Source organism: Streptomyces sp. NPDC047515 (genome assembly GCF_040643055.1).
Classification (GTDB): Bacteria; Actinomycetota; Actinomycetes; order Streptomycetales; family Streptomycetaceae; genus Streptomyces.
Genome location: NZ_JBEYTM010000030.1, coordinates 1 through 24,619 on the forward strand (window position 1 = coordinate 1; position 24,619 = coordinate 24,619).

At 68.7% G+C, this 24,619-nt stretch carries 41 protein-coding genes and 1 pseudogene; 10 read left to right on the top strand and 32 right to left on the bottom strand.

Translation table 11 applies throughout. The features are described from left to right. Positions 1 to 330: 330 nt before the first annotated feature. Positions 331 to 975, top strand: a complete 645-nt coding sequence (locus tag ABZ826_RS23385) for a hypothetical protein (protein WP_361451448.1) — start codon at positions 331 to 333, stop codon at positions 973 to 975. An 11-nt stretch (positions 976 to 986) separates the two neighbouring features. Here the strand turns inward: ABZ826_RS23385 and ABZ826_RS23390 are convergent, their stop codons facing one another. After that, positions 987 to 1,502 carry a hypothetical protein gene (locus ABZ826_RS23390; RefSeq protein ID WP_361451451.1) on the bottom strand — a complete coding sequence of 172 codons (516 nt, stop codon included), beginning with the start codon at positions 1,500 to 1,502 and terminating at the stop codon, positions 987 to 989. A 360-nt stretch (positions 1,503 to 1,862) separates the two neighbouring features. Here ABZ826_RS23390 and ABZ826_RS23395 point away from each other — a divergent pair, with 360 nt between their 5' ends. From ABZ826_RS23395 to ABZ826_RS23410, 4 genes are all read left to right on the top strand, one after another. Further along, the gene (locus tag ABZ826_RS23395; protein WP_361451454.1) at positions 1,863 to 2,300 is read left to right on the top strand and encodes a DUF6083 domain-containing protein; all 438 of its coding nucleotides are present in this window, start codon (positions 1,863 to 1,865) and stop codon (positions 2,298 to 2,300) included. Between the two features lie 145 nt (positions 2,301 to 2,445). Further along, positions 2,446 to 2,718: a DUF6225 family protein gene (locus tag ABZ826_RS23400; protein WP_361451457.1), complete on the top strand. Its 273-nt coding sequence runs from the start codon at positions 2,446 to 2,448 to the stop codon at positions 2,716 to 2,718. A 215-nt stretch (positions 2,719 to 2,933) separates the two neighbouring features. After that, positions 2,934 to 3,506, top strand: coding sequence for a hypothetical protein (locus tag ABZ826_RS23405; RefSeq protein ID WP_361451460.1), 573 nt, complete (start codon positions 2,934 to 2,936; stop codon positions 3,504 to 3,506). After that, positions 3,503 to 4,096 carry a bifunctional DNA primase/polymerase gene (locus ABZ826_RS23410; RefSeq protein ID WP_361451463.1) on the top strand — a complete coding sequence of 198 codons (594 nt, stop codon included), beginning with the start codon at positions 3,503 to 3,505 and terminating at the stop codon, positions 4,094 to 4,096. Before ABZ826_RS23405 ends, ABZ826_RS23410 begins: the two co-directional genes overlap by 4 nt. Here the strand turns inward: ABZ826_RS23410 and ABZ826_RS23415 are convergent. Then, positions 4,059 to 4,364 carry a hypothetical protein gene (locus ABZ826_RS23415; protein ID WP_361451466.1) on the bottom strand — a complete coding sequence of 102 codons (306 nt, stop codon included), beginning with the start codon at positions 4,362 to 4,364 and terminating at the stop codon, positions 4,059 to 4,061. The genes ABZ826_RS23410 and ABZ826_RS23415 overlap by 38 nt on opposite strands. Positions 4,365 to 4,372: 8 nt before the next feature. Then, positions 4,373 to 4,915: a hypothetical protein gene (locus ABZ826_RS23420; RefSeq protein ID WP_361451469.1), complete on the bottom strand. Its 543-nt coding sequence runs from the start codon at positions 4,913 to 4,915 to the stop codon at positions 4,373 to 4,375. Positions 4,916 to 5,229: 314 nt separating this feature from the next. Here ABZ826_RS23420 and ABZ826_RS23425 point away from each other — a divergent pair, with 314 nt between their 5' ends. The 5 genes from ABZ826_RS23425 to ABZ826_RS23445 all read left to right on the top strand — a co-directional run bounded on the left by ABZ826_RS23425 (position 5,230) and on the right by ABZ826_RS23445 (position 9,785). After that, positions 5,230 to 5,628, top strand: a complete 399-nt coding sequence (locus ABZ826_RS23425; RefSeq protein WP_361451472.1) for a hypothetical protein — start codon at positions 5,230 to 5,232, stop codon at positions 5,626 to 5,628. Between the two features lie 725 nt (positions 5,629 to 6,353). Beyond that, positions 6,354 to 7,175 (top strand): helix-turn-helix transcriptional regulator, encoded by an 822-nt coding sequence (locus tag ABZ826_RS23430; protein WP_361451475.1) that lies wholly within the window; start codon positions 6,354 to 6,356, stop codon positions 7,173 to 7,175. Between the two features lie 158 nt (positions 7,176 to 7,333). Beyond that, positions 7,334 to 8,386: a PhlD gene (locus tag ABZ826_RS23435; RefSeq protein WP_361451478.1), complete on the top strand. Its 1,053-nt coding sequence runs from the start codon at positions 7,334 to 7,336 to the stop codon at positions 8,384 to 8,386. A gap of 18 nt (positions 8,387 to 8,404) precedes the next feature. Then, complete coding sequence (locus tag ABZ826_RS23440) at positions 8,405 to 8,812, top strand: hypothetical protein (protein WP_361451481.1); 408 nt, start codon at positions 8,405 to 8,407, stop codon at positions 8,810 to 8,812. Positions 8,813 to 9,035: 223 nt separating this feature from the next. Beyond that, positions 9,036 to 9,785, top strand: coding sequence for an HNH endonuclease family protein (locus ABZ826_RS23445; RefSeq protein ID WP_361451484.1), 750 nt, complete (start codon positions 9,036 to 9,038; stop codon positions 9,783 to 9,785). Between the two features lie 214 nt (positions 9,786 to 9,999). Here ABZ826_RS23445 and ABZ826_RS23450 read toward each other — a convergent pair whose 3' ends face one another. From ABZ826_RS23450 to ABZ826_RS23590, 29 genes and pseudogenes are all read right to left on the bottom strand, one after another. Next, positions 10,000 to 10,341, bottom strand: coding sequence for a nucleotide pyrophosphohydrolase (locus tag ABZ826_RS23450; RefSeq protein WP_361451487.1), 342 nt, complete (start codon positions 10,339 to 10,341; stop codon positions 10,000 to 10,002). Between the two features lie 52 nt (positions 10,342 to 10,393). Further along, entirely contained in the window at positions 10,394 to 10,732 is a 339-nt protein-coding gene (locus ABZ826_RS23455; RefSeq protein WP_361451490.1) for a DUF6233 domain-containing protein, read from the bottom strand. Positions 10,733 to 10,734: 2 nt separating this feature from the next. Further along, positions 10,735 to 11,082: a hypothetical protein gene (locus ABZ826_RS23460; protein WP_361451493.1), complete on the bottom strand. Its 348-nt coding sequence runs from the start codon at positions 11,080 to 11,082 to the stop codon at positions 10,735 to 10,737. Positions 11,083 to 11,226: 144 nt separating this feature from the next. Further along, positions 11,227 to 11,670 (bottom strand): hypothetical protein, encoded by a 444-nt coding sequence (locus ABZ826_RS23465; protein WP_361451496.1) that lies wholly within the window; start codon positions 11,668 to 11,670, stop codon positions 11,227 to 11,229. A 282-nt stretch (positions 11,671 to 11,952) separates the two neighbouring features. Then, positions 11,953 to 12,699, bottom strand: coding sequence for a nuclease-related domain-containing protein (locus ABZ826_RS23470; RefSeq protein ID WP_361451499.1), 747 nt, complete (start codon positions 12,697 to 12,699; stop codon positions 11,953 to 11,955). After that, positions 12,597 to 13,034, bottom strand: a complete 438-nt coding sequence (locus tag ABZ826_RS23475) for a hypothetical protein (protein WP_361451502.1) — start codon at positions 13,032 to 13,034, stop codon at positions 12,597 to 12,599. The genes ABZ826_RS23470 and ABZ826_RS23475 overlap by 103 nt, the downstream gene beginning before the upstream one ends. Next, the gene (locus tag ABZ826_RS23480; protein WP_361451505.1) at positions 13,031 to 13,309 is read right to left on the bottom strand and encodes a hypothetical protein; all 279 of its coding nucleotides are present in this window, start codon (positions 13,307 to 13,309) and stop codon (positions 13,031 to 13,033) included. The genes ABZ826_RS23475 and ABZ826_RS23480 overlap by 4 nt, the downstream gene beginning before the upstream one ends. After that, positions 13,306 to 13,773, bottom strand: a complete 468-nt coding sequence (locus tag ABZ826_RS23485; protein WP_361451507.1) for a hypothetical protein — start codon at positions 13,771 to 13,773, stop codon at positions 13,306 to 13,308. Before ABZ826_RS23485 ends, ABZ826_RS23480 begins: the two co-directional genes overlap by 4 nt. 102 nt (positions 13,774 to 13,875) lie before the next feature. After that, on the bottom strand, positions 13,876 to 14,427 hold the full coding sequence (locus tag ABZ826_RS23490; protein ID WP_361451510.1) for a transcriptional regulator: 552 nt from the start codon (positions 14,425 to 14,427) through the stop codon (positions 13,876 to 13,878). Next, a complete protein-coding gene (locus tag ABZ826_RS23495) occupies positions 14,424 to 14,801 on the bottom strand; it encodes a hypothetical protein (protein WP_361451807.1) in 378 nt (125 codons plus the stop codon). Before ABZ826_RS23495 ends, ABZ826_RS23490 begins: the two co-directional genes overlap by 4 nt. 260 nt (positions 14,802 to 15,061) lie before the next feature. Next, positions 15,062 to 15,463, bottom strand: coding sequence for a hypothetical protein (locus tag ABZ826_RS23500; RefSeq protein WP_361451513.1), 402 nt, complete (start codon positions 15,461 to 15,463; stop codon positions 15,062 to 15,064). Between the two features lie 2 nt (positions 15,464 to 15,465). Next, the gene (locus tag ABZ826_RS23505) at positions 15,466 to 15,837 is read right to left on the bottom strand and encodes a DUF4326 domain-containing protein (protein WP_361451516.1); all 372 of its coding nucleotides are present in this window, start codon (positions 15,835 to 15,837) and stop codon (positions 15,466 to 15,468) included. 2 nt (positions 15,838 to 15,839) lie between these two features. Continuing rightward, on the bottom strand, positions 15,840 to 16,265 hold the full coding sequence (locus tag ABZ826_RS23510; protein WP_361451519.1) for a hypothetical protein: 426 nt from the start codon (positions 16,263 to 16,265) through the stop codon (positions 15,840 to 15,842). Positions 16,266 to 16,267: 2 nt separating this feature from the next. Next, positions 16,268 to 16,456 carry a hypothetical protein gene (locus ABZ826_RS23515; protein ID WP_361451522.1) on the bottom strand — a complete coding sequence of 63 codons (189 nt, stop codon included), beginning with the start codon at positions 16,454 to 16,456 and terminating at the stop codon, positions 16,268 to 16,270. Next, positions 16,456 to 16,620, bottom strand: a complete 165-nt coding sequence (locus tag ABZ826_RS23520) for a hypothetical protein (RefSeq protein WP_361451525.1) — start codon at positions 16,618 to 16,620, stop codon at positions 16,456 to 16,458. Before ABZ826_RS23520 ends, ABZ826_RS23515 begins: the two co-directional genes overlap by 1 nt. Further along, positions 16,617 to 17,213 carry a hypothetical protein gene (locus ABZ826_RS23525; protein ID WP_361451528.1) on the bottom strand — a complete coding sequence of 199 codons (597 nt, stop codon included), beginning with the start codon at positions 17,211 to 17,213 and terminating at the stop codon, positions 16,617 to 16,619. The genes ABZ826_RS23520 and ABZ826_RS23525 overlap by 4 nt, the downstream gene beginning before the upstream one ends. A 58-nt stretch (positions 17,214 to 17,271) precedes the next feature. Then, the gene (locus tag ABZ826_RS23530; protein ID WP_361451531.1) at positions 17,272 to 17,448 is read right to left on the bottom strand and encodes a hypothetical protein; all 177 of its coding nucleotides are present in this window, start codon (positions 17,446 to 17,448) and stop codon (positions 17,272 to 17,274) included. A 79-nt stretch (positions 17,449 to 17,527) separates the two neighbouring features. Further along, positions 17,528 to 17,782, bottom strand: coding sequence for a hypothetical protein (locus ABZ826_RS23535; RefSeq protein ID WP_361451534.1), 255 nt, complete (start codon positions 17,780 to 17,782; stop codon positions 17,528 to 17,530). Positions 17,783 to 17,887: 105 nt separating this feature from the next. Beyond that, positions 17,888 to 18,103 (bottom strand): hypothetical protein, encoded by a 216-nt coding sequence (locus ABZ826_RS23540; protein ID WP_361451537.1) that lies wholly within the window; start codon positions 18,101 to 18,103, stop codon positions 17,888 to 17,890. Positions 18,104 to 18,211: 108 nt separating this feature from the next. Continuing rightward, a complete protein-coding gene (locus ABZ826_RS23545) occupies positions 18,212 to 18,715 on the bottom strand; it encodes a single-stranded DNA-binding protein (protein WP_361451540.1) in 504 nt (167 codons plus the stop codon). 20 nt (positions 18,716 to 18,735) lie between these two features. Continuing rightward, the gene (locus tag ABZ826_RS23550; protein WP_361451543.1) at positions 18,736 to 19,542 is read right to left on the bottom strand and encodes a hypothetical protein; all 807 of its coding nucleotides are present in this window, start codon (positions 19,540 to 19,542) and stop codon (positions 18,736 to 18,738) included. A gap of 194 nt (positions 19,543 to 19,736) precedes the next feature. Then, positions 19,737 to 20,000 (bottom strand): annotated as a pseudogene (locus ABZ826_RS23555) (WhiB family transcriptional regulator); the annotation flags it as partial. Positions 20,001 to 20,029: 29 nt separating this feature from the next. Continuing rightward, positions 20,030 to 20,836: an HNH endonuclease signature motif containing protein gene (locus ABZ826_RS23560; RefSeq protein ID WP_361451546.1), complete on the bottom strand. Its 807-nt coding sequence runs from the start codon at positions 20,834 to 20,836 to the stop codon at positions 20,030 to 20,032. A 32-nt stretch (positions 20,837 to 20,868) separates the two neighbouring features. Then, positions 20,869 to 21,390, bottom strand: coding sequence for a RusA family crossover junction endodeoxyribonuclease (locus ABZ826_RS23565; RefSeq protein WP_361451549.1), 522 nt, complete (start codon positions 21,388 to 21,390; stop codon positions 20,869 to 20,871). Between the two features lie 214 nt (positions 21,391 to 21,604). Continuing rightward, positions 21,605 to 22,723, bottom strand: coding sequence for a phage Gp37/Gp68 family protein (locus ABZ826_RS23570; RefSeq protein ID WP_361451552.1), 1,119 nt, complete (start codon positions 22,721 to 22,723; stop codon positions 21,605 to 21,607). Further along, entirely contained in the window at positions 22,723 to 23,088 is a 366-nt protein-coding gene (locus ABZ826_RS23575) for a hypothetical protein (protein ID WP_361451555.1), read from the bottom strand. Before ABZ826_RS23575 ends, ABZ826_RS23570 begins: the two co-directional genes overlap by 1 nt. After that, positions 23,085 to 23,576: a hypothetical protein gene (locus ABZ826_RS23580; RefSeq protein ID WP_361451558.1), complete on the bottom strand. Its 492-nt coding sequence runs from the start codon at positions 23,574 to 23,576 to the stop codon at positions 23,085 to 23,087. The genes ABZ826_RS23575 and ABZ826_RS23580 overlap by 4 nt, the downstream gene beginning before the upstream one ends. Further along, complete coding sequence (locus ABZ826_RS23585; RefSeq protein ID WP_361451561.1) at positions 23,573 to 23,695, bottom strand: hypothetical protein; 123 nt, start codon at positions 23,693 to 23,695, stop codon at positions 23,573 to 23,575. Before ABZ826_RS23585 ends, ABZ826_RS23580 begins: the two co-directional genes overlap by 4 nt. Beyond that, positions 23,692 to 24,567: a hypothetical protein gene (locus tag ABZ826_RS23590; RefSeq protein WP_361451810.1), complete on the bottom strand. Its 876-nt coding sequence runs from the start codon at positions 24,565 to 24,567 to the stop codon at positions 23,692 to 23,694. Before ABZ826_RS23590 ends, ABZ826_RS23585 begins: the two co-directional genes overlap by 4 nt. Positions 24,568 to 24,619: the final 52 nt, after the last annotated feature.

A 24,619-nucleotide genomic window follows, 5' to 3' on the forward strand; every position in this document is an offset into this window, starting at 1 on the left:
CACTGTCCCAAAGAGGGAGCGACGTCGACGGGCGGCCACCACGGCCCATTTTCACGCCTGTGAGGCGTCCCTGGAAGGGATATGGGGGACTCTGTTCATCAAACGTCTTCAGGCAGCGATGCGAACGCTAGCAGTTGATGAACGGAAAAATGAACGCCGGGGGTGGGAGTTCGGGTGTTCGGCGGTGCCGGGGGGCGGGTGTTCGGTAAACGGTCGATAGATGAACGCGGAGCCCGATGCCCAGTTGTGTCAACACGCTGTTGTGGAGACCACCCCGCGGATACTCCGAAGAGGCCGGGGAGCCTGTGCCCGGCCGAAATGATGGACGGTATGGCACGCAACAAGATCCGGCCCTTGGGCCACTGCTCCCGCTGCACACGCGCCTGCTGGAAGGAGGCCGATGACGCTTCGCGCTGGAACAGCGAGTTCGACAGCGGGGTCCTTGTCGGCTTGCTCTGCCCGGAGTGCCAGACGCCCGAGGAGAACGCCGAAGCGGAGGTGAAGGCCGCCACGCTCGACTACGCGAACACCGCGCCGGACGTCGACGGCCGCCGGAAGGTCGCACCGGTCGGTGGCTGGCACACCGTCGTCGCCCTGGAACACCCTCTCGTACGGGAGGACAAGACCGTTCACCTGGCGCTCGCGATCGAGGCGTCCGAACTCCGCGTCGCGGTGGGACCGCAGAGCGATTCCCACCTCGCTGACCTCTTTGACGGCGCCTGCGCGACGGTGGTCCGTACGGCCCTGGAGCGGGAACATGCCCAACCGGGCCACCGCAAGGTCGTCTACAACCCCATGGAGGGCCTCGGGCCGGACACGGTTCTGTTCGTCGAGGACCATGCCCTGTGTGAGGACGGCGAGGACCAGGGCGAGCTGATGCTGTCCTTCTCGCCCCAGCTCAACCCGCACCTCCTGAACGCTTTCGCCCAGCCCGTGGCGCAAGCGCTGCGCGCGCTGCTCCGCTTCGCTGCGTAGCTGAGGGCGTGTTACACGACGCTGTACGGCCGTGGGTGTCCGCCGACCGCCTCGGTCATGTCCGCGGCTTTGTCGAGCATCTGCTGGACCCGCTTGCGGCTGAAGGAGACGAGGAGGAGGGCGAGGGGGTAGACGGCAAGGGTGTGGATGCGGTCGCGGACCTCCAGCGACCCGCCGTCGATCAGTTCCCGCATCGTCACCTCGCCCCGGGCCAGGCGGCGGGTGGCCGTGGTGACCGTGAACTCGTGCTCCGTCGGTGCGAAGCGGGCCACCGCGTCGACCTCCCGCACGAGGGAGGCCGGGACGTACGGGCGGCCGGTGTCCCGGAGCATCTCCAGGGTGTCGTTGTAGAAGTTCGCGGTCACACCTCGGGCGAACTCCAGCTGGTCGTCCTCCAGGTGCGCGAGGTGTTCGACGATCGCGGCGCGGTCGCGTGCGGCGTAGGCCCGCAGCAGGTCGTGGGCCCGCCAGGACGCTTCGTTCATCCGGGGGTCGGTGAGGTCCTGGAAGTCGTGGAACTCGGTCATTTGCCGAGTGGCTGCGCGGCAACCGGGACACGTGGCTGTCCGACGAAGCCGATGCCTGAGGCCAAGCTGACCGAACGCATCGCCCGGACCCGTGCCCGCGTCGACCGCAACCGAGTCTTCCACGGCGACGAGCCGCTGGCTGACCTCCTGGCCGCCGCCTGACACGCCCGCTTCCCGTATTCGAACCGGCCACCACCCCGCGTGGTGGCCGTTGTCGTTGTACGCCCCGTGTGGCGCGGTACAGCCACCCCAGCACCCCAGGCCACCCCAGCACCCCAGCACCCCAGCACCCCAGGCCACCCCTGTACCGGCCGGATCGCGCCCTACCGCCCCTGACGGCCCGTCCGGACCCTGAACCGTATGGGGGACACCGAAAGCACCGAAGGCCGCCCGGACCGCCCTGGCGACAAGCTGCAAGGCTTCCTCGAAGGCGCCACCGCCCCGCCGCCGCCCGCACCACTTCGCTGCCCGGACTGTGGGCTCCGACAAGACCGGTACCGCACCCTGTACGAGGGTCACTGGGTGCTTCTCGAGCCCCGTGTCGTCGTCCCCTCCCACCACCTTCCGCCGCGCCGGCGGTGGGTCATCGGCGTGGACGGTGTCGCGATCAACACGTGGGATGCCGAACCCACCCCCGGCGCCATGTGCCGTGTCGCCCACCACCTCGCCTGCCCCTACCCCGCCACCGAACCCCTGTGGCCCTGTCCGCGGGGAACCGCCATGCGCGAGAAGAACGGGCGTCGGGCGCAGCGCCTGTTCAACCTCCCCGACCTGAGAGACCTGCCCGACGCGGGCTGACGGTACGGTGTCCGGTGGTCGGGTTCGTTTCGCCCACCGGTGATCGTTCTTCACCCCGGCCCATGTGCCCCGGTGTCAGCGCTCTGGCCCGGGGCACAGCCGTGTCCTTCCCCGGGCTGTCAGTGCTGTCCGGCATCCTGTGCGCATGACCGACACCTTTGATCACACCCCGCAGATCTGGAACGCCGGGCAACTTCGCGACGCCCTCAAGGACCTCCCCGACGACGCCCCCATCCAGATCGGTGTGGCAGACCAGCCGGGAGACTTCGACGGCTACCACGGGTACGTTCTGGTCGATGCTGAGCACGTAGAGAACTGGTGGCCAGCCACCGCCACCGTGCCCGAGCGCACGGAGACGGAGAAGGCCCTCACGCTGTTCGCCGACTGGAAGCCGGACACATACGACCGGTTGGACTGATAGGCCGGAAACGGTGCGGGGGTCTCGCTACACTGCCAACTGCAGCCATCGGGCTGTGGGCCCGGCTCGAGGCCCGGTTCGTCTGGCCCAGACCGGACGAGCACGCCGAAGGTGCCCCGCGCCGAGTCGCCCACCGCACCGCTTCACCTTGCTGGCCTCGCTCTTGGCGGCCGGTGGGTCTGGGATCACCGCAGCCGCGGAATCGAGAGCTTGAGATGCCGAAGAACCACGCGCGGAAGAAAGCCCTGGCCGACCTCAAGGACGAGCTGGGCATCAAGCACGCCTGCGCCATCGCGCTCCTGGACCACCCCGACCCGGACGAGCGGGAGACGCTGGAGCAGTACCTGGCGGGGTACGTCGACATCAACACGTACCGCGAGGCGGTCGACTACCTGGAGCAGGAGCGCAACGACCCACGCAACCAACTCCTGTGCAAAGAGTGCGGCTGGACAAACAGGATGGTCTGCCCCGAGTGCCCCGGCTGCGGCTGCTACAACGGCCGGTGCTCCGGGTGGCGCCACCAGGAGGACATGGAAGAGGAGGCCGCCGCCACGGGCGAGCCGCTGGAGAGCGGGTGCGAATGCGGGCACTACGGCAACCCGCACCACTGCTGCGAATGCGGCGCCGATGGCGCCGACTACGACTACAACTGCGTCTGCGGATCGTCGAGCGAGGAGCATCCCGCGGAAGACCCGCAGTCGCCCCACCCTGAGCCCTTCGAACCTGCGTACGCCGGCGGGTGGGGCTCCAGCTCCGGCCCCTTCGCCGCCTCGGACTGCAGCTCGTGACAACCGCTGCCGCGGCCGCCGACCTCACCACGCGTGGCCTGGCAGTGTTCCCACTCCCGCCCGGCGGCCGGAAGCCCGCCGCCAGCACCCGGCTGTCGCAGTGCCTCACCGACCCGGAGCAGGTCCGCCAGCTCTGGCGCGACGGCGACAACATCGGCGTCAGCTGCAGGGCCTCCGGCATTGTCGGCCTGGATCTGGACCTGGACGTTGAGGGCGACGGCCAGGCCGTGCTTGCCGAGCTGGCCGCGCGGCTTGGCGAACCGTGGCCCGAGACGCTGACCGTGGCGACCCCGAGCGGTGGCCGGCATCTGTACTTCGCAGCACCGGTCGGCTGCACCATCGGTAGTTTCTCCGGCGGACGGACCGCGCTCGGGCCCGGCATTGACGTGCGTGGCCCCGGCCTGCGCAGCGGCGGCTACCTCATCGGGCCTGGCTCCGTCGTTGGCGGAGTGCCGTACGTCATCGCCCGCGACGTTCCTGTGCAGCCGCTTCCGCAGTGGATTGCCGACCGGTTGAACGGAACGAACCCACGACTGACGAGCACTGCCTGTACTACCTTGCGGCGGTCACCCACCGCATCCACGCCATGAGCCCCTGTGTCGCGGCCTGCTGCCGGGTCGGCCAATGGTCCCGATTGCCCGACGGTCCCAGGGAGGCGAGGTGATACTTCCACCCGTTGCGGCCGCTGCGCGCCCCGCCCCCGTACGACGGGGTGACGATCACCAGGACCGTGCCGTCCTCCGCGACAACGTCCCAAGCGTGCGTCGCCGACCAGTCCGCAGCCTTCACCAGCGTCGCCCCGTCGGCAATGGAGCGGGCCTTCGCCTCGGTGAGCCTCTTCGGTCGTCCGGTAGTCATGCCCCGGATCATCCCAGGTTGACGACGGCCCAGATGCGGCGCCCGTCGGGCCCGGTGTCCGTCCCGCACCCCGTCACCCCCGCCTGCGCCGTGATCTGGTGCAGGACGTCATCGCCATCAGGCGCGTGACCGGGGGTCAGATCGGCCTGGTGGGACAGGGCGAGGATGCACGCCTGCCGGTCCTGGTCGGACAGGTGCACGCTGATGCGCCGGCCGGTGTCGGCGACCGCCGCGGTGACGAGGAGGCCGGTGACGGCCGCGACCGCTTCGGCGACCGCAGGGGCGGCCCGGTAGCCCCACTCCCCGAGCTGCGCCGCCACCTTCCGCTTGGCGATGCCCGCGGCCCAGGGGGCGGATTCCAGTGTCCAGTTCACGCCGCGCCGGTTCCGCATCCCCACACCGCGTCGGGCTGTTCGTACCAGCGGGCGGGGGCCGGTCGATCGCCCGTCCGTGGTGTTCGGGCGTGGCGGGGAGACCGGCTTCTTCGGCGGAGGCGGGGTCTTCGGCGGGTACGACGGCGGGTCGGGCTGCTCGGTCACAGGCGCGGTCATGGGGGCCTCCCGTCGTCCTGGGCGCAGGGCGGCGCCCTGACGTCAGGGTAGGCCGGTGGCGGCCCGTACAGGGGGTGTTGGGCGGTATCCGTGGGTGTGGTGCGGGCCTGGGCCGACGCTCCAAGCCCGCACCGGGCGTGCATGAGGTCAACGACGGCAGGAGTCAGGGGATACCCCCGACACATATTTCATTGCGCGCGCCATAGAACATGGGGTAGCGTGAACCCTCTCCCCAGCACCGCCAACCCGACCAGGGGCAACGCAGAAGCGAAACGGCGCGACGCTGGAAGCACCCCTTCCCAGGAGGCCACCGCGTGAAGGCCCTGACCATCCGGCAGCCGTACGCCGACGCCATCGTCCACGGACACCACACCCACGGATACAAGCGCACCGAAAACCGGTCTCGCCCCATCCCTCCGAAGTACCTGGGCCAGACCATCCTCATCCACGCAGCCAAGGCGCCACACCCTGCGGCAGAGATTTGGGGCCCGCGACCCGACGTGCGCAGCGCACTTCTTGCCACCGCCGTCCTCACCTCCTGCCATTTCGACGGTGCGGGCTGCTGTGCCCCATGGGGCATGCCCAACTGGTTCCACTGGCAGCTGGACGACGTACAGCCCCTCACCACGCCCGTCCCAGCATCAGGACAACTCGGCTTCTGGACCCCGCCCGACAACGTTCTGGCCGCCGTACCCGAGGCGCCGACCCGATGAGCCGTCGGCCTACTTACCCCGCGTGAGCACGGACCGCCGATCACGCCACGCCTGCCCAAACGCGCCAGCGAACGCCATACCGGCAGCAGCACATCCGCGACTCACCGCGCCACCCCAATCCACACCCCACCAGGCCATCGGCGCCACCGCCGCCAACAGCCCAATTCCCGCTGCCACGCAAACCGGCATCACCAGCCACGAGATACGCCCCATGCCCGAAAGCTACACGGGAGCCCAAAACGATGACCGACCGCATCCGCGCCGCCTTCGACGCGCAGCAGTCCACCGGATCGTGAACAGCGGATGGGGTGCGGTCGGTGCCGTGGCCGCTACGTGATGGCGAGTGACGACGCCGACTGCAGTCGGGGAACCCGGATAGGGCCGGGAATGAAGGCGCTCTGACACGCCGTGAACCTCACCCCAAAGGGGAGTGGGGGAACGGTGGGGAGAGCGTGGGAATCGGGGCTGCGCTGCGAAAGTTTCCGATGCCACACATCGGAAATGCGAGCCCTGTTCCTACGCTCTCCCGGTATCCGTTCGGCGGGAGTGCGGCTTCCGCACTGCGTGGCCACAGGCCATGAAACCGGCTGGTCGGTGACCGCGTCCCGCACAGCATGGCGCACTTTCGGCGTCTTATCTTCGGTCAGTTTTTATTACGAAACCTGACGTGATTATTTAGACTTCAACCGGTCAACTCGGCAGCAGCACAGGGGGTTTGTCGACACATGAACAAAAAGGCATTGCGTGCACTTCTCAAAGAACGGCGTGCCCTTATCGCCCCGGAAGCCGTCGGCCTCAGAAGGCCCACCGGACAAGGCCGGCGCGCCGTGGGCCTGTCACAACAGCAGGTCGACCAGCGCCTCGACCGCGTCGTCCACACCTACCACCGGCTCGAAACAGGGAAGATACCGAACCCGCCCATTGACCTGCTCCGCGACGTCGCCCACCTCTTCGGACTGAACGAACAGGAGTGGGAGCTGCTGTGCCGGTACGCCGGAATCGGTAACCCGCCCGGCCCCCTCACCCTCCAGTCCGGGAAAGAAGTCCCCGGCGTGTGGCAGGAAGCCGTCGATGGGATGACGCACATGGCCTACGTCACCGACGCGTCCTGGGACCTCCTCGCGTACAACGCACCGTTCGCTCGCCTGTTCCCCGAAGGCCGCGTCCCCACCAACACCATGCGGTGGATGCTGCTGGACCCTGACGGGCGGAACACGCTCACCGACTGGGCGACCGCCTGGGCCCCTCTCGTCGTCCCTCAGCTGCAGGCCGCCCTGGCTGGGCGCCCCGACGACGAGATCCTCCGCCAGCTCGAGAAGGAAGTCCTCGCCGACCCGGACACCGCACCGATCTGGGACGCCGGCGGCGCCCACATCCACCCCGACGGCGACGAACGCCCCCTCCACCACGCCATCGACGGGCCCGGCTGGGTCACCATGTGCGCCGCCCAGCCCATGACCGCCCCCGGTGCCAGACTCATCGTCCTCGTCTTCCACCCCGGCACCCAGCGCGCACACGCCCGAACCCCGATGCTCCGCGCACCCTGACCCCGCGCCCCTTGCGGCACCCGCCAGCCAGGAACCACACCAAACCAGACCACGCGTTCCGTTCCCGGCAATGCACTGAGCAGGGGCAATAACGGGCCCCCGGTGCCATACGTTGAGCGCACCCCCACCACCGCTGGACCTGCCTGCCGGAGGATGCCGTGCCCGTTGCCTACATAGCCCGCCCGTACACCGTGCTCGCCGACCACAAGGTCACCACCAGTGAGATCGCCGACGACATCCGCGCCCACCACCCCGACCATCCGCGCCTGGCCGCGATCCTCCGCATCGTCGCCAACACCGGCGTCGCCACCCGGTACTTCACCCGCCCCCTGGACGCGCCCACCGTGAGCGGGAGCGCAGGGATCGAGGAACGGGCCGCCGCCGCGTTCACAGACGCACTGGGCATGGCCGAGAAAGCGGCACGCACCGTTCTGAATGCGCACAGCCTTGCCGCGGCGGATGTGGACGGCATCATCACGACGCACTCCACCGGCTGGTCCGTCCCCAACCTCGACATCCACCTCGTCAACCGCCTCGGACTACGCCCCAACGTCCGCCGCACCGCTCTCACGACCCTGGCGTGCGCCGGCGGCACCCAAGCCCTGATCCGGGCCGTCGACATGGTCGCAGCCCGCCCCGGGTCAACCGTCCTCGTCGTCGCCGCCGAAGTCATCTCGTCCGTGTACAACCACGCCGACGCAGCCATCGAGCACATGATCTACAAAGCGCTCTTCGGGGACTCCGCGGCCGCAACCCTCGTCACCAGCCACCCCCGCGGCCCCAGCCTCGCCATCGACAACCCGCACGACACGTACGAACACGTCCTCCCGAACAGCCTCGACCGGTACAACGGGCGCCTCACCGCGTCCGGCTTCCACTTCGACTCCACCAAGGAAGCCCTCACCGCCGCAGACGACGTGCTGCCCGACCTCCTCGACTGGATCGGCCCGAACATCGTCGACTTCGCCGCCATTCACCCCGGCAGCGGGCGCATCATCGCCGACACCGCGGCCGCCCTCGGACTCGACACGGTCGACGCCCGCCACAGCACCGACACCCTCGCCGCCGACGGCAACCTCGGCGGCGTATCCATCCTCCGTGTCCTCGAACGCACCCACACCGACCCGCCCCCCGCCGACGCCCACGGCATCGCCGTCGCCTACGGGCCCGGCTTCACCACCGCCGCACTCCGCGGCACCTGGACCACCTGACCCAAAGGAGCAATCCGAATGCGACCTGCCCGATTCCAGGACTACACCCTCGACCTGGCCAAGAACACGCCCGGCACCATCCGTGTGCAGACCCTCACCGAGGCTGGTGACACCCAGCACCCCTACGGGCTGGCCATCACCACCAGCTCCGGCGAGGCCAGGTGGCAGATCATCGGGCAGCTCGCCGAGGGCGAGAAACACGACCACAACGACGTCGGCGTGAAGGACATCCCGCCACCCGCAGGCACCGCCCCCAAGCCCGGCGACCACCCCGAGGCGTGGCTGGCCGCAGTCATCGCGCAAACCGAATGCCTGGAGATCGCCAGTATCGAACGCTGGTCGACCCGCGAGGGCCAGGATCACCAGTCAGGTCTCACCATCGTGTTCCATAACACCGCGAAAGTGTTCGCCCGCCAGCTGCGATAAACCTTCTGCAGCTGCCTTCTGGGAGGACCGCGCCACCGCAGGAACGCGGGCTGTCAGTGTCGCCTGTCATCCTGTGGACGTCCGGCGGTGCCTCACCTCGAAGCCGATGCCACCGCCGGGCAACACCGGGCAGCGACGACCAGCACATATGACCACCAGTCACACCTGAGTGCGCTCTAGGATCATGAGGCAGCATCAGCCGCCTACCCCCTGGAGCACTGCTGTGGCAGCACGCCGCCTCGCCCCCATCACCGCCGTTTTCCTCGTGGCCTCGCTCGCCGCCTGCAACCCGAGCGCAGCGAAGACCGACGACTCGAAGCCGCCCGCTGCCGCTTCGTCGGCTGGCGCCTCAGCTTCGACCGGGGCCAGCCCGTCCGCAGCCTCAGGAGCCCCTGCGGGTGGCAGTGGCCTGTCCCTCGCCGAGGCCATCGCGAAGCTCCCGGCCGCGGACGAGAACCGCACCGGGTACAAGCGCGACAGCTTCAAGCACTGGATCGACGAGGACGGCGACGGGTGTAGCACCCGCAACGAGGTCCTGCTTGCCGAGGCCGTCAAGAAGCCGGAGCAGGGCCCTCGGTGCACGCTGACCGGAGGTGAGTGGCTTTCGTACTACGACGAAGTCACGGTCACCGACGCCCGGAAGCTGGACATCGACCACATGGTCCCGCTTGCCGAGGCGTGGGATTCCGGCGCCTCGGCGTGGGACTCGGACCGGCGCATGCGATACGCGAACGACCTCGGTTCCGAGCGCAGCCTCGTGGCGGTCACTGCAAGTGAGAATCGCCGCAAGGGCGACAAGGACCCGTCGCAGTGGATGCCGTCGGCCCAGTCCGCGAAGTGCACCTACCTCGCCGACTGGACCGCCACGAAGCTCCGCTGGAAGCTGACCGCGGACGACAAGGAACGGGCGGCACTGAACACCCTGACTGCCAACTGCAAGGATACGGTCGTCAAGTACAAGGTCGCCCCCTGAGCCCAGCCTGGGGCCATCGCATCCGGGGGCCACGGTCGGCGTCCCATGCCGGCCGGGCCCGGCCAGCACCTCCGCCACCAGGTCCGTCTCCACCCGCGTATACGACTCCCCCCGGCCCGCCGCTCCTCCACCACCGGACCGCCGCGCCACTCAAGGCCTCACCGACACGAGCTGCAAGGGCAGGCTCCCGACACGACGAACCAGGCCCTCGCCCTCACAATGGGTTCTCATCACCTGCGAGCCGAACACTGATCGCCGCCTCAAGCTCAGCCATCGTGCGCCCAAAGGCGGTCTCCAGATCAACGTCAAAGCGGCAAGCCAGGATGAGCACCGACCACAGACAGTCCGCAAGCTCGTGTTCCAGCGCCGCTCGCCCGCCCGGCATGTCCCGAGCTCCTTCTTCGGCCATGACCAGCTTGGCCAGGTCGCCGACATCACCCATGAAGCCGAGCATGAATTCTTCCCGCGTCCAGACCCGGCCCCGTTCGCGCCTGTTCAACTGGTCGTACAGATCATGTACTCGCATGGCCTGCTGCAGCAGCTCATCAAGGCTCATCCACGCCTCCTGTCGGTCTGCTCGGAACCGACATGCTCCCAAGCCGGGGCTCTCAGCCGCGCTGTTCCAGCCCCGTCTCCGGCCGGCAGATCTGGCACGGCTCGATGTCCGGCTCAGCCAGGGCAATGATCGCCTCATCCCGGGTGAGATACCCAAGGTCGCTCTTGTACAGGGTGCACCCACCCCGGTGCAGCATCGCGGTGTCACCGGACCGCTTCGGCTGGATCTTCCACGACTGCTCGGCCCGCGCCCGCTCCCGGGCACGCTGCTCCTGCTGCTCCCGGATCTCCAGCTCCCGGATCCGGTTCCGGACCTGCCGCAGCTGCCACTCCAGCCACTGCTCGAGCACCCGGTTCTTGTCCAGGTCAGATATGCCATCGGGGCCGGGCACGACTACGCCCCGCCCTCGGGCTGCTCGTGGGCGTGCTTGAGGACCATTCGGGCATCGACCAGGTCCGGGCCACTCAGGGACTCCCAGAACGGGTGAGTCGCCACCTCGGCACTCAGCCGGCGCAGCTCCTCCTGGAACCGCCGGACTTCCTCGGCCTGCTCCTCCGTGTACCCAGGGGAGTCCTCCTTGTGGGACCGGTAGGAGGAGTGGAGCTGCTTGTCGCCTTCCCAGCCGGGCATCGGCTCAGCCGACCACGGCAGGGTGGTGGCGTACTGCTCATACGCGGCGCGGGTCTGGTGAAGGGCGAGCTGGGCGTCGCGCAGGTTCTGAGGGAAGTCGTACGTGGGCACGCCCCGATGCTACGTCTGTTCGAATATCGGATGCGAATGGCACGCTGGACACCCCCACTCAGTCACCCGCCCGGCTATGCTGTGTCACCGAACTTTGAGCGTTTGTCACTGAAGGTTGATCGCTCGCGTAGCGCCCAAATGCCGTCAGATCCTGGGCCCCCTTTGCCGGAGTGCATCCATGCCCTGCATCAACCTGCCGACCGCCTCCGCAAGGAGCGTCTCGTCTCCACGACTGATCGCGAGATGCACTGCCCTGGCCGCCTCAGTCAGTGCGTCACAGGTGTCCTTCACTCCGCGGGGTCCCGCCAGCACTAGGACGTCAGAAGTCTTCGCAACGCGTCTGCGACCCTCTAGTGACTGGGCGGCGAACTGGGCGTAATCCGGTGTGCGTGCCTCTCCCCGCTCCGCCGTCGAGTGGATCATCACGTCCTCCGTCAGGTGCAGGACTGCCGCCGCTTCGTTCATGAGCGCAAGGCAGCCCTCCTTTCGCTCCTTGCGGGTCTGGAGACGTGCCGCCCCCAAGCTCGTAACGAACGCCGCACCTCCGGTCGCCACGGAACCCACCACCGCGCCAAGCACTGCAGCCACACCTTGATCCATCTCGCTACCCCCTAGAGCTAGCTCAGGCCGTTCGGAAACGCTAGCAATCGGGGATCTCGCCGCTCAACGTTCAGTGGCACACGCTCAAAGTCCGATGGCACAGGACACCGGCGAAGTCCCAGTCTTCAGCACGGCCCCCTGCCACACTGGCCATGGCCCGTCGTGTCACCCCCGTCGCGGCGGGCCACCGAACGCATGAGAGCGGCCCACCATCCCCCCAGGAATGATGAGCCGCTCTCGGGTTACCCGTGATCTCGACCACCGTACGACTCAGGACCGCTCCGTGTACGGCCGAAGCACAGAATCCACCCTCCCGGCCAACTGTGCCGCACGCTGCCGGTCCCGCGGGTTACGCACCGCCCCAGCCAGGCGAGGCACCAGCAGATCCGTACCGAGCACCCACACCGTGCCACCCGGAACCGGCGCCTCGAACCCGCCGCCGGCCACCTGTGAGCCGTGGACGACGAGGAGCGGCACCACCATCACACCGGGCAGGACCGCCCCGACCGCCTGGGCGTACCCGGCGACCTTCACGACCTGGTCGTGCCGGTCCTGGGTGCCGCAGTGAACCCGACCCCGGTCCAGGGTGGTGGGGTAGCCGCGGCGCCAGTTCTTCGTGTCCAGCACCACCACCACGGTCCCGCACGGCGGCACCAGGGCGGTGTCTATGTTGAACCGTCGCCCCTGCAGGCGAAGGTCGTGCCGCACATGCCATCCGGCGGTCTCGAGCGGGGCCAGTAATCGGGCTGTCGTCTCCTCCCCTGCGGCGCCGTGCGCCCACCGGGCCGCCTCAGCGTCCGCCCGACGCACTCGCGCCCCACCGAGGCCGAGCAGCGCCAGCAGGCGCCGCCACGGGCCACCCCGGGCGCCCGCACGGAGCGCCGCAGCGTGGGCCGCAGCCGAGTTCTGCGCGCTCACCGGCCCTGCCCCTTCCCCTTGTCCAGCGCGCCCAGGGCTTCCTCGGCGAGGGCGCGACGCCGGGCGGGAACACCCGTGTCGCAACACGCCTCCCGCCACACACCATGCGGAGTCGTGTCGTCGTGATACCGGCACTTTGCGGGCAGGGTCTCCACCGCCCGGCGCAGCGCGGGAAGCCACTGCGACACCGCTGTATCCCGCTGGGCGACGGGCGTGTACTTCTCAACCATCTCGAAGTACTTCTCCTCCCACGCCCGCGCCAGCCGCTGCGCCTCCACGAGTTCAGTGTCCGCGGGCGCCTCGGTCGGGAACACCTCACGGATGCGCTGCCACGCGTACTCGAACGTGGCCAGCCTGCTGCGGAGTTCCTCCACCTCGGTCATCGCGGGCGGGGCCTCGGGGGTGCCTTCGCTGGTCTGGGTCTGCTCGGTCATGCTGCCGTCTCCTTGGTGCCGAGGTGCTTGTCGATGGCGTCCCGCAACTCCTTGAGCGCTTCTGTGCTGATGCCGACGTCCACGGACCACACCGACGTGTCGGCGTAGTCCACCTCCGGGAAGTGGATGAGCACGCTGTCCTCACCGTCGGGGTTCGGGACGATGCGAACTCCCTGCGGGCCGCAGTCCGGTGCGCCGCAGGTGTGGCGATTGCCGCGGTGAGTCTCCCAGCCGCCGTAGACACCAGGGCCCTGATGCGTCTCCTGCTCGGTCATGCTGCGGTCTCCAGGGTCTCGAGGGCGTGAGCTTGCCAGAGGGTGGTGCCGTGGCCGCGGAACAGGGTGCGGCCGGCGTCCCAGCCGCAGGTACAGCGCAGCACGGCGCTGTCGTCGGTGCGCTGCCAGTTCGGGACGTGCGGACCGCCCGCATCGCCCCAGAGCGCGACGGCGTGGTCGGGGCAGGCGTAGCCAACTGCCCTGGACTGCAGCCACCCCGGCTCCACAGCCGCGATGTTCAGCTCACGGATGCAGACCGGGACGACGCACATCCGGAACAGCGTCCCCTCCTGCTCCCACCGGTACAGGGCGTTCACCGCAGCGTCGGCGTGGGCGAGCCACTCGGACCGGGCGTGATCCCACGCCGTACCCGGCTCCATGAACGCCTTCGACCCGGCCTCCTTGGCCATGGCCTCGGCGAGGTGCTGGCGCAACCCTTCGGCGGGCTGCGGGCTGGTGGTCATGCTGCTCCTTCGGTGATGTGACGGTGGGTTACGAATGGGCGGGTTGTACTGACGGGTACGGGTCTCCGCCTCGGCAGGGAGGAGACCAAGCACCAGAAACGGTCACGCTGCGTCGACTTCATGACGGGTTTCGAACAGCCCGCGGGCCTCAGCGACCCGCACCGCGGCCGCCCGCCGCTCATCACGAGGCAGATCCGACACCCCCAGCACCCGGTACGCCTCAGACAACCGGGACGACACCACCGACCTGGGTATCCCCAACCGGTCCGCGACCTGTGTCAGTGGAATCCCCGACGCCGCCTCACGCAGCACCAACGCCATACGCGGCGAAAGAACGCCCGGCACCCCGCGACGCCTCGGCGGACGGGCAGGCATCTCCCACTGCTCGGACAGCAGTTCACTCATTGACATGCCCAGTGCCTCGCACACGGCCGCCAGGTGGAGCAGCGGCAGGGTGCCTTTGCCGAGCTCGATGGTGGCGACGACCTTGTAGGTCATGCCAGCGTGTTTCCCGAGCACGGTCTGACTCCACCCGCGGGCGTGGCGTTCGGCGCGGATACGGTCGCCGACGTCGGCGAGGAGTTCGTCACGGTCCTGGAAGACCGCGGGCCCGCCACCAACCGGCGACGGGCCCACCAGGACGGGGGCGGTCACGGGGCGACCTCAGGGTGCGTGTACCGGATCGGGAGGCCCAGAGACTGGGCGTACGCGATCTCCGCACGGGTCGAGTCGCCGATGTAGTCGCCGACGACGAGGACCTCGTCCGCGAGCCGGATCTTCGCCCGGTGCAAGTCGTCCAGGCGGGCCTTCAGCGGCTCGGCGAGCTCCTCGGTCGCCCACAGCTTGTGCGGTTCCTTCATGTTGCAGCCGGGGGCGAGGACGACGTGGCCGGCCGCGGTCTCCCGCAGGTTCGCTTCCTGCATGTCGGCCATGAACCGGGTGGATCCGCAGATGACGACGATGCGCGGCTCGTCGTCTGGCACACGGTCGTCGTGTGCCTTGTCGGTGGCGCGCAGGGGGTCAGTCAGGCGGTCGAAGGCGCCGCCGTACATCACCTCCAGCTCATGGCGCATCCGCTCGTTCTCGGTGCGCAGCCGTTCAACTTCGGCGTCTCGGTCTTCGCCGCTCGGGGCTAGGGCCGTGGTTGAAGTGCGGTCCATGGCATCAACCTGCCAAGCCGCAACTTCCTCGGCCAGGGACCGGCCAGGACAGTGGGAGCACCAACCGTGCACCCGGTGAGCCGGGGTGCTGTGCCCCAGCGGGATCTCGTGGAAGTTAGTGGGCATGGTCAGTTCTCCTTCGTCTCGTGCTGGGCGGTGGCCTGCTGCGCCTGCATCGCGAGCTGCCTGGCCTCCTGGACCCACGTCTCCGTGACGTCCCAGCTGCCCGCGACGTGCTCAGCAATCCAGTCCGTGTGCTCCTCAAGGTCCGGGCCGTCGCCGAACGGGCCGGCGAACCACTCGGCGATCCGGGCCGCTTCCTCCGGGGCCGTGCGCTGCACGACGTTCAGGAGTCGGCTGGCGAGCGCTGCCAGGCTGCCCGCGGTCATCTGCCAGCCCATGGCGGCCGGGTGCTTCGGGAGCGGGGAGGCCGTACTGCGGACGTGCAGCTGCGCCAGGTCGATACGGAGCGTCTCGGGCGTCGCGTCGACGTCGGTCTCGACGGTCTTCACCGCGATGGTGTCGGGCATGGTCAGGGCTCCTTGGAGTTGTTTGCGAGGGCCAGCAGGACGTCGGCGTGGCACGGCATACCGGCCGGGCACCAGCACATGAGGTCCCGACCGTGGAGATTGGCTGCGAAGAAGTCGGCCTGCTCGCCGCCTCCGGGGGTGCGGAGCATGGCGCGGAACTCGTCGACGGCGGCCTGCCGGGCCTCCCGCTCGCTGGAAACGGTGGCAACGATGCGGCCGGTCACCCCGATTGCCGCGTCGACGAAGACGAGCCAGTCCTTCCCGACGTGGGCGATCTGGAAGGGGTTGCCGTAGAGGGTGGGGCGGCCGACGTAGATGGCGCCTTCTGGGGCGCGCCACCCGCGGGTTCGGCGGCGCTGGATGCGGGTCGGCATGGTCAGTTCTCCTTCGTGAGGGTGGCGGTACGCCGGGGCCGGCGGGGGAACGGGAGCCGGCCGGACGGGGGAAGGAACCGGCGCTTCGGCATGAGGGCCGGGGACGGTGCGGGTACGGCAGGCGTGTCGTGGTGCCACAGCTCGACCCACACCCCGTCGGTACGCCACACGCACACGACACGGCCAGGCCTGTACTCGAACACCGGGCGCAGATCCCCGCCCTGGGCGAGGACGAGCGGGTAGGCGGACGCGAAGTGGTGCAACGCCTCCCGTGCGTTCTCGCCGATGACTTGGGCGGCGAGGCGAGGCGCCCCATCATCCGCGGTACCGACCCTCCAGTCCGGGACCAGCGCGGACGGGTACCGGTCACGGGAGCACAGGTACCAGGAACGGACCGCGGCTTCCTTTGTCTCGATCAGGTCCGGCATGGTCAGCTCTCCTTCACGGTGCAGGTGGTGCTGTGCCTGGATGCGAAAAGCCCGGCCTCCGAGCCGGTCATGCCGTGGGTGGCCTGGTAGTGGTCGGTCACGGTGTCCCACGCGTCGTCCGGGCTGCTCGTGTCGACCTTGGTACGGAAGTCGCATCCGGCGACGTTGCAGAGCCGGTAGGTGTCGGGCATCAGTTCTCCTTCGCGGTTCGGGCGCGCATGCGCTGCTTGATCTGGCCCTGGGCGGGCGGGGTCCACGTGTGCCAGCCAGCCTCGGTGGTCCACTGCTGGGCGTGACCGTGCTGGTCGATCCCGCAGTGACCGCAGGCATTCGGGGAGACGGAGCGGGTGGTCATGACGCCTTCATCCATTCGTCGCCCTCGGTGTCCCGGTACACGAGGGTCGGGAGGGTGTAGGTCGGCCCGGTGTCGGCGATGAACTTCCGGGCGGTCTCCTCGGACGAGTACTGCTGTACGCGGGTAACCCCGTAGGTTGTCGTCTGGGTCGCCCACTGGCGTTGGCCACGCCACAGGTACCAGCGGAGCTCGGCCGGCAGGTGCTGGAACCAGGCGTTCTCGGTGGCACCGGACGGGTATCGGCCGACCATCGTGACGGCCCCGGCCATACCCAGGCTTGCCCCGCAAGAACAAGACACCGACACGTTCGACTTGTAGCCGTACCCGTTCGTGATGGGCCGGTGAGCATCGAACGCTGCAGGGTGCTCGGGGCACAGGTGGAGCGAGAAGTCGCCGTGGCATCGCTCGCTGTACGAGGCTGCCTTGGAGCGACGTGCGCGGGGCGGGAGAGGGTGGTCCTTGGTAACGGGGATGTGGGCGGTCGACTTGAGGACGGTCCACCCGTCGGGCGGGGTGATGTTGTTGTGCCCGATGCCATTGGCCTCGCAGTGCGGGGCGTCGCATCGGAATCGGGTGAGGGTCTCCGTGCTCACGGGCGCGCCTTTCAGGTGGTGGTCGGGTCGGGGCCGGCGAGGGCGGTGAAGAACGTGGTCACGCGGCGCGCTTGTTGCGGCTACGGGGGTCGTCCTTCCAGCTCCAGCCGTCAATGGCCTCCTCCAGGACGAGGCGGTGCCCGAGCTGCTCGGCAGGGGTCCACGGGCGGCGGTCGACGTCGCCGTACGTGCCGTCCGGGATGGATTCGTTGATGAGTTGCTCGAGCTTGGTCATGACGGGCTCCGGGGGGTCACGAGGAAGGGGTGGGGCCGCAGTCCCGAGGGGGGCGGGACCGCGGCCCTGGGAGGGTTGGTCAGCGGTCGGCGTCGGCCGACTGTGGGCGGATAGTGAGCGACGCGGCGCCGATCTCCAGAGCGGCAAAGCCCTTAATGTCGGCGAGGTCGCGGGCATCCCCCACCATCCGGATCAGCGTGGAGTGGTCGGCGTCAGTGATGGTGCGCCCCTCAGCACGGATCAGGTCGAAGACGACAGTGCGGAGCTCTTTACTGCTGGCGCAGGTGCGACGGTCAGCGGGCTGGCCCTTGCGGACGATGGCAACGCGGTACATGTGGGGCTCCTCAAACAGGCGGGGCGGTTGGTAGGGGCCGCGGTTCCGGAGGGGGCAGGACCGCGGCCCGGGGTCTCCCAGGGGGCGGGGAGACCGGTCAGGGGGTCAGGCGACGCGGTAGTTGCGGGCGTCGTAGCCGAAGTCCGCCCAGTCCTTGGCGTGCTGGGGAGCAACGTCGTTCAGCAGGTGGTCGCGGACCTGGTCGGCGTTGGCGTCCGGAACGTTGGTCTGGACGGTGCCGGGGACGGTGTAGCCGTCAGGGTCGAGGAGACGTAGTTCCTGCATGGTGTGCCCCTTGGTCTGGGTCGTTGTCGGCTTCACCAGACTAGCCATATCTCATGGCGTGCGCAATAGGTTACGTGGAGTCCACCCCGCACACGACAAGGGGCCCGACCCCGAAGGACCGGACCCCACGCCGCGCACACACCTCTAGAAAGGAGGTTCGTCACCCCCGCTCCCCCACCCGCCGGCCGACCCACCCGTACCCGGCGTACCCGACGCCCACGGATCCTCCGCCGACACCGCACCCTGCTGACGCCGCGCCTGCTGCACCTCCGGACGCTGCTGACCGGCCGCCTTCGTTACCTTCGCCGTCGCGTTCTTCAGGCTCGGCCCAACCTCTTCGACATCCAGCTCGTACACGGTGCGCTTGACGCCCTCACGGTCCTCGTACGACCGCTGCTTCAACCGGCCCTGCACGATCACCCGCATGCCCTTCTGCAGGGACTCTGCGACATGCTCCGCGGCCTGCCGCCACACCGAGCACGTCAGGAACAGGCTGTCCCCGTCCTTCCACTCATTCGTCTGCCGGTCGAACACCCGCGGTGTCGACGCCACGGTGAACTTCGCAACGCCCGCGCCGGCCGGAGTGAACCGCAGCTCCGGATCCGCCACCAGGTTGCCCACAACAGTGATCACTGTCTCGCCTGCCATGTCCTGCCCTTCTTCTTTCGTCAGCTTGCTCGTGCTACATCTACGGCCGGAACCGGCCCTGTCCGCCCGTTGATCCCTGCCTGTGACACTTCCTTCGACTTCTGGCCTCGCGGCGACCTGATCGGGCCACCCACGTGCCGGTAACTCGCCCCAGACAGCAGAGACGTGATCGTCTTCCGGGACCGGCCGTACTGCATCGACAGCTCCAGGTCCGTCACCCCGCCCGCCGCGTACTTCTCACGGATCTCGACGACCTGGGCAGCGGTGAAATCGGTCTGCTTCTCGCCGCTCTGCAACACCAGGGGAAGCTCCCGGCCCGCCCGCGTGTACGTCTTCCGCAACCGGTTCACCGCTTTCGCCGTGGTCCCCTTCGGGAGACGGCGCAGCTGGTCAACCTGACGGAGTGACATCCCACGGTCCGCGCACTTCTCCAGCGCCACCAGCAACTCGGCATCCGAAACGTTCACCGGGCACCCGTCCACGAAACGCTGCACAGCAACAGGGTCGACGTACTCCCTGCCGCAGTCGGGATCGGACACGGTAGCCAGGTCACGGACCGGCCGATGCTCCCCCCAGTTCGGGACCATCAACGCCCCGTTCTCGTTGAAGTCCAACCAGCCCAGTGCCCGACCCATCGGCTGCTCCGGGTCGACCAGGCCGGCGAGGACGACTATGAGGGCGTTGCGCTGCGCATCGTTCAGTCCGGCCAACACCTCCTGAATGTCTTCCGGGCCGCCTTCCCCGTGCACGAGGACGGCCAGGTGTGCAGCAACGGGCAGCATGTCCTCGGCAAGATCGCCGCGCTGCTCCGCGGTCAGGGCGCTCATGCCGCCTCCCCGAACTCCGCAGCCAACTGCTCCCGCTCGGCCAGAGCCGCGAGGACGTTGTTCACCGTCTGCACGTTCGTGCAGAGCTCCCGCGCGATCTGCCCCGGCGTCAGCCCGCGGTCCAAAGCCGACTCGAACAGGTCGAGCCGTTCCGTGAGGATCTGCGTGACCGCAGACGGCTCCCCCCGCCCGTACGAGCGGGGCTTCCGACGGTGCAGTGTCCGCCGCTCCCGCTCCGACATGCCGCCCCACACCCCGAAGTCCTGCCCGGTCTCCAACGCCCAGTCCAGGCACTGCTCGATCACGGGGCACGTCTTGCACACCTCCTTCGCCTGCGCGGCCTGCACGCGAGCCGGGCGGCTCTCCCCGCTCGGCCAGAACAGTTCCGGATCGATCCACCGGCAGGCGCTGCGAACACGCCAGTCGGACTCGGGGGCGGTGTTGGCGGCATTTCTTATGGGGCGGCGCGCCGTAGAGGGCTGGGCGTTCATGAGGTCAATTCCTTCATGGTCGAAACGGTGTGGTTGACGGCTTGGCGCTGAAGCGAGCGCACTCGGTTCCACTCCTCTGGTGTGAGCGTCCGCGCCCCGCGACGGAGGTTGCAGAATTCGTGGGCCCACCAGAGATTGCTTGCCTCGTCGGGGCCGCCTGCGCTTACGGGAATGAGGTGGTCGGCCTGCACGTTCCCAGGGGCGGTAAAGACGGCCATGCACAGGTAGCACTGCTGCCCGACCGGGTTCCCGTAGGCCTTGGCGCAGGCGCGGCGAGCCCTCTTGGAGGTGTCAGCGCAGTTGCGGCACTTGACTCGCAGCCCGTCGTTCTGCCCTCGATCAAGACGGAACGACGTTTCGGGAAGTGTCCGTCCGCACTGCCCGAGGCAGCGCTTGAGCACGTCCGGGTTCTGAACCCGGTTTGCGTTCTTCGCTACGTTCGCCTGTCGGGTCCGGAGACGGTGCTCTGATGAGTACTTCCTGCGAGCCGGCGCGTTCGCGTAGTAGTAGGCCAGGGCAGCCTTCCGGCATCGCTCTGCGTACTCGGGGTCGTTCGCCTTTCGGTTGGCGTGCTCGGCGGACGCGCAGTCGCGACAATAGCTACGGCGACCGTCTGAGGCGCTGCGCATTGCGGGGAACGCTGACAGCGCCTTGATCGTGAGGCACTGGGAGCATCCTTTTACTGGTATGCCCTTCTCGCGGAACAGGTAGTTGACCGCAGTGCGACCTTCGCGGGTGCGGAGTGGGTGCCCTCCCTGCTCTCTCCAACGCTGTAGCGATGCCCGCATCTTGGCGACGGCCATCTGCTGCTTCTGCTCCTTAGTCCGGGGGCCCTTCATGCCGGGTCTCCGGTGAGGGTGTAGAGGCGGATGATGGCGCCGGGGCGGTCGAGGGCGTTCGGGTGTTCGCCGGGGAAGGTCTTGGTGGCGGTGACGCGAATAATGCGGGAGTCGTCGACGACGGCGCCGGCGTCCGCAATGCCGTCGAAAGTCGAGCGGATGAGCTTGTCGACGTCTCCGCTGTGTCGGGTGATGGGCCAGGTCCGCTTGCGCTTGGGGGCGGAGGCGGGCTTGAGAACGGTGAAGACGATGTCGGCTTCGAGGGGTCCGTCGAGGGTGGGGAGGTGGACGGGCACGGAACCGATGTGGGAGACGACGCGGGCTTCGCGAGTCGCGGCGGTGACGAGGGCTCGCCAGGGCTTGACGCGCTTGGACTGTTCGACGAGGACGGCGGAGACGCGGCCGGACGCGGAGTTGAGGCGGTGCCCGGCATACTTCTTCGACCCTTGAGGTGCTGGGCGGCCGTGGACGGTAATGGTGAGCTGGTGCTGGCGGATGAGCTCGGGGGCTGTGGTCATGGGGTGAGCTCCTGTATGGGTCGGGGGCCGTGGGGTGTCATGCGGAGGTAGGTGGCGCAGCCGGGGCGGTGGCCCAAATGCACAGCGCGGCAGTACCAGCAGCGGTAGGCGCGGAGGTCGGATCCGCTTTCGCCGCGTATCTGTCGGGCTCTGCGTCGGGCGGATCGGCGGCTGGGGAAGCGGGTTTTGCCGAGGCAGGAGATCTCGTACTCGGTCACTGGTGATCCGGGTACTGGTCCCAGGTGCGTCCGTCGAGGTCGCGGCCGGCTGCCTTCTTGCCGACGCGCTGAACGGTGGCCCAGCCTTCGGTGTGGCCGTTGACGCCCCATGCGCCGTGGTCCTGCGTGCGTCCGTCGGCGGGGTGGACGTAGGTGACGCGCTTTTCGTCCCAGACGGGGGCCGTGGCTCGCTGGTCTCCGGTGAGCGCGGCGCGGTCTGTCCAGTCGCCCCACTGCTTGAAGAGGTAGGGGACGTCGGCGGCCTGGCACTGGTCGCGGAGGGTGTGGAACCAGTCGGGGTGTGCGGGGCGGGCCTTGGGGCCGGACTCTCCGCCTGCGACGACCCAGCCGATGGTGGGACCGTCGACCCAGTGGAGTCCGTTCTCGTAGCCGGTGTCGTCGCCGCGGAGGACGTTCATGCGGTCGACGTTGGTGAGGTCGATGGGGCCGAGGAGGGGTTCGGCGCTGATCCAGCGGATGGCGGCGGGGGTGTTGAGGAGGGCGGGGATGCGAATATCCGCCCACTGCTGGTTCTCCACCGATACGCCCAACCACAGGTTGCTGAGGGGCCAGGGGGCGTTGTAGACGCGCTGTTCGGCGTCGTCGGGGAGGCCGGGGATGCGGTTGGGGTTGGCGTTGGAGACGGCCCAGGCCATGCGGGAGCGGAGGTGAACACCGGGGGCGTGTCCGTTGCCGCAGGTGCAGGCGTCGGTGAGGACGGTACGCATGCGGGCGTGCCGCTTGCTCAGCAGCTGGTAGGTGTGCTGCGGGGTGAGGGCGATGACGGCGAGGACCTGGGCGATGAAGTCGTCGGTGACGTTCTTGTGGAACAGGTCGCTCATGGAGTTGACGAAGACCTTGCGGGGCTTCTTCCAGTGGAGGGGCTGGGTGAGGCGGTCCTCGAGCTGGTTGATGCGCCCGGTCCAGTCGAGGCGGTCGTTGATGCGGTCGACGGTGCCGGCGAAGGCGTCAGCGACCTTGGGGTTGGGGTTGGCGGATCGGATGCGGGCGGTACTGATGGCGTAACACCCGTCGCAGCCCGCGGAGACGCGGTCGCAGCCGATGATCGGGGACCACGTCTTGTCGGCCCATTCGATGGTGGTGTCGGTGGCCATCAGTGCTGCTCCTGGTGTTCGGCGCGCAGGCGCTGGATGTGGGTGTGGAACGCGGTGGTTTCGAGGGGTGCGATGCGGGTGGCTTCGTCGAGGGCGGCTTGCCGGTCGTAGCGGTAGATCTCTGTGCGGGTGAGTTCGCTGCGGGAGATCCATTCGGCGCCGGTCCAGGCGTGTTCGTTGCCGGGGTTGTCGTTGAGGACGGCCCATCCGGTGCCGTAGCCGTCGAGGCGGCGTTTGACGCGGAGGTCGGCGGCGGCGCCGTAGGGGTGGCCGGGGCAGGGGATGTGGAACTCGACGGCTTGTTCGAGGGCTGCGGCGAGGGCGGCGATGTACCCGGGGGTGTGCTCCCCGGTGGTGGCGGTCATGGCTCGGGGTGCTCCTTCGGCTGGTCGTCGACCGCGGTTGCACGGAGGCCGGTGACGTTGAGGGCTTGGGTGTCTTCGGCCGTGGTGGCGGCTTGGGGGAGGGTGAGGATTCGGGTCCGGCCGTGGAGGTCGGTGCAGTGGGCGGCGGTGTTGACGGCGTTCGTCAGCTGAGTGCGGTCGGTGATGGGGGTGGTGTGGGTGAAGCCGGCGGCGCAGGGGGTGAGGGCGGTGAATGGGGTGTCGGCGTCGGGGGTGTGGTGGATGCGGTTGCCGGAGGGGAAGGCGAGGTGGGCGGTGCCGTCGGGGGCTGTCTGCCAGGCGCGTATGGGGGTGTGGGGGAGGTTGGCGAGGCGGGCGGCGTAGGCGGCGCGGATTTGCTGCTCGGTGATGAAGTCGGGGTGTACGGGCCGGACGGGCAGGACCGCGGGGGTGGCCTGGGGCTGGGACGTGGGGGCGGTGCGGGTCTTGGTGCTGGACTTGCGGCTCACGGGGTGTCTCCGTCCGGCGGGTCCTGCGGGTTGGTGGTGCCGATGCCGTGCTGGGAGGCGCAGATCATGAGGAGTGGGATGACTCCCAGCACGGCGGCGATGACGGCGGGCCAGGTCACGCGGCGTCGTATTCGTCGTCTTCGCCGCGGCATGCCCAGGGGGAGCAGCCGCGTTCGTCGGCTTCGGCGTCGGCGATCTGCTCGAACGCGTCTGTCTGACGGGCGCCCCATTCATGGGCGGTGACGCGGTCGATGGGGGCCTGGTCGAGGGGCATGCGGCTGCGGTGAAGGAATGCCTCGCCGTTCAGCGGGGTGCCGTTAGCGATGGCGCGTGCGTTGCCGTGCCGGATCTCGCCGTCGAACTTCACCGCGTCGGCCCACTCGGCGGGCCGCTGGTCCCGAATCTGACGCCACCTGGCGTTGCCGGTGTACGGACACCCGATGCACGCGCTCTTGGGGGTCTCGGGGAATCCGTTGGCGGTCAGATAGCGCTGGCAGTCGGCGCGAGTCCAGCCGACCGACGACCACCGACCGGTGCCGCCTTGCATGAGGAGTAGCGGAAATCGGCTGCGCATGTACTGCACGTCGTCCGACATGCGTGCGGCCCTGGAGGACTCATCCGAGCTGATGCCGATCCACTGCTCCACGAACGTCCCCTTGGGGACAGGCGATGGGTGCGGGTAACCGAGCATCTTCCGCACCTGGACTTTGATCGGCTTGACCTTGTACTCGGAGGTGCAGGCCCGCCGCAGCATTCCCTGGCCGCCTCCCTGGCCGCGGATATACAGCGGCATCTGCGCGTATCTCGCCTCGGAGTTCAGCGCATCGTCGCGGATGTTGCCGGTGCTGACCCGATGGATCGGAATTCCAGCCGGCTGGGCGACTTCGCGCTCCAGCCGGTCAAGGTGGTCGTAGACGGCGGCGGGCTCCCAGCCGGTGTCGGCGAAGATCGCGGCGTCAATCTTCGGCAGCGTGCCGTCGGCGGACAGCATGAGGAGCGTGGTGGACTGCACTCCAGCTCCAAGGCTGAGGATGCGGAGAGTG

Coding starts and splice junctions, on each gene's coding strand:
- ABZ826_RS23520 (WP_361451525.1), bottom strand. CDS start 16,620: ATGACCACCCGCTCCGTCTCCCCGAATGCCTGCGGTCACTGCGGGATC.
- ABZ826_RS23485 (WP_361451507.1), bottom strand. CDS start 13,773: ATGACCACCAGCCCGCAGCCCGCCGAAGGGTTGCGCCAGCACCTCGCC.
- ABZ826_RS23385 (WP_361451448.1), top strand. CDS start 331: ATGGCACGCAACAAGATCCGGCCCTTGGGCCACTGCTCCCGCTGCACA.
- ABZ826_RS23590 (WP_361451810.1), bottom strand. CDS start 24,567: ATGCTGTCCGCCGACGGCACGCTGCCGAAGATTGACGCCGCGATCTTC.
- ABZ826_RS23475 (WP_361451502.1), bottom strand. CDS start 13,034: ATGACCGAGCAGACCCAGACCAGCGAAGGCACCCCCGAGGCCCCGCCC.
- ABZ826_RS23420 (WP_361451469.1), bottom strand. CDS start 4,915: ATGACCGCGCCTGTGACCGAGCAGCCCGACCCGCCGTCGTACCCGCCG.
- ABZ826_RS23560 (WP_361451546.1), bottom strand. CDS start 20,836: ATGGCCGTCGCCAAGATGCGGGCATCGCTACAGCGTTGGAGAGAGCAG.
- ABZ826_RS23430 (WP_361451475.1), top strand. CDS start 6,354: ATGAACAAAAAGGCATTGCGTGCACTTCTCAAAGAACGGCGTGCCCTT.
- ABZ826_RS23505 (WP_361451516.1), bottom strand. CDS start 15,837: ATGCCGACCCGCATCCAGCGCCGCCGAACCCGCGGGTGGCGCGCCCCA.
- ABZ826_RS23535 (WP_361451534.1), bottom strand. CDS start 17,782: ATGTACCGCGTTGCCATCGTCCGCAAGGGCCAGCCCGCTGACCGTCGC.
- ABZ826_RS23405 (WP_361451460.1), top strand. CDS start 2,934: ATGCCGAAGAACCACGCGCGGAAGAAAGCCCTGGCCGACCTCAAGGAC.
- ABZ826_RS23550 (WP_361451543.1), bottom strand. CDS start 19,542: ATGAGCGCCCTGACCGCGGAGCAGCGCGGCGATCTTGCCGAGGACATG.
- ABZ826_RS23575 (WP_361451555.1), bottom strand. CDS start 23,088: ATGACCGCCACCACCGGGGAGCACACCCCCGGGTACATCGCCGCCCTC.
- ABZ826_RS23415 (WP_361451466.1), bottom strand. CDS start 4,364: ATGACTACCGGACGACCGAAGAGGCTCACCGAGGCGAAGGCCCGCTCC.
- ABZ826_RS23480 (WP_361451505.1), bottom strand. CDS start 13,309: ATGACCGAGCAGGAGACGCATCAGGGCCCTGGTGTCTACGGCGGCTGG.
- ABZ826_RS23530 (WP_361451531.1), bottom strand. CDS start 17,448: ATGACCAAGCTCGAGCAACTCATCAACGAATCCATCCCGGACGGCACG.
- ABZ826_RS23570 (WP_361451552.1), bottom strand. CDS start 22,723: ATGGCCACCGACACCACCATCGAATGGGCCGACAAGACGTGGTCCCCG.
- ABZ826_RS23440 (WP_361451481.1), top strand. CDS start 8,405: ATGCGACCTGCCCGATTCCAGGACTACACCCTCGACCTGGCCAAGAAC.
- ABZ826_RS23510 (WP_361451519.1), bottom strand. CDS start 16,265: ATGCCGGACCTGATCGAGACAAAGGAAGCCGCGGTCCGTTCCTGGTAC.
- ABZ826_RS23500 (WP_361451513.1), bottom strand. CDS start 15,463: ATGCCCGACACCATCGCGGTGAAGACCGTCGAGACCGACGTCGACGCG.
- ABZ826_RS23400 (WP_361451457.1), top strand. CDS start 2,446: ATGACCGACACCTTTGATCACACCCCGCAGATCTGGAACGCCGGGCAA.
- ABZ826_RS23565 (WP_361451549.1), bottom strand. CDS start 21,390: ATGACCACAGCCCCCGAGCTCATCCGCCAGCACCAGCTCACCATTACC.
- ABZ826_RS23545 (WP_361451540.1), bottom strand. CDS start 18,715: ATGGCAGGCGAGACAGTGATCACTGTTGTGGGCAACCTGGTGGCGGAT.
- ABZ826_RS23390 (WP_361451451.1), bottom strand. CDS start 1,502: ATGACCGAGTTCCACGACTTCCAGGACCTCACCGACCCCCGGATGAAC.
- ABZ826_RS23450 (WP_361451487.1), bottom strand. CDS start 10,341: ATGAGCCTTGATGAGCTGCTGCAGCAGGCCATGCGAGTACATGATCTG.
- ABZ826_RS23395 (WP_361451454.1), top strand. CDS start 1,863: ATGGGGGACACCGAAAGCACCGAAGGCCGCCCGGACCGCCCTGGCGAC.
- ABZ826_RS23515 (WP_361451522.1), bottom strand. CDS start 16,456: ATGCCCGACACCTACCGGCTCTGCAACGTCGCCGGATGCGACTTCCGT.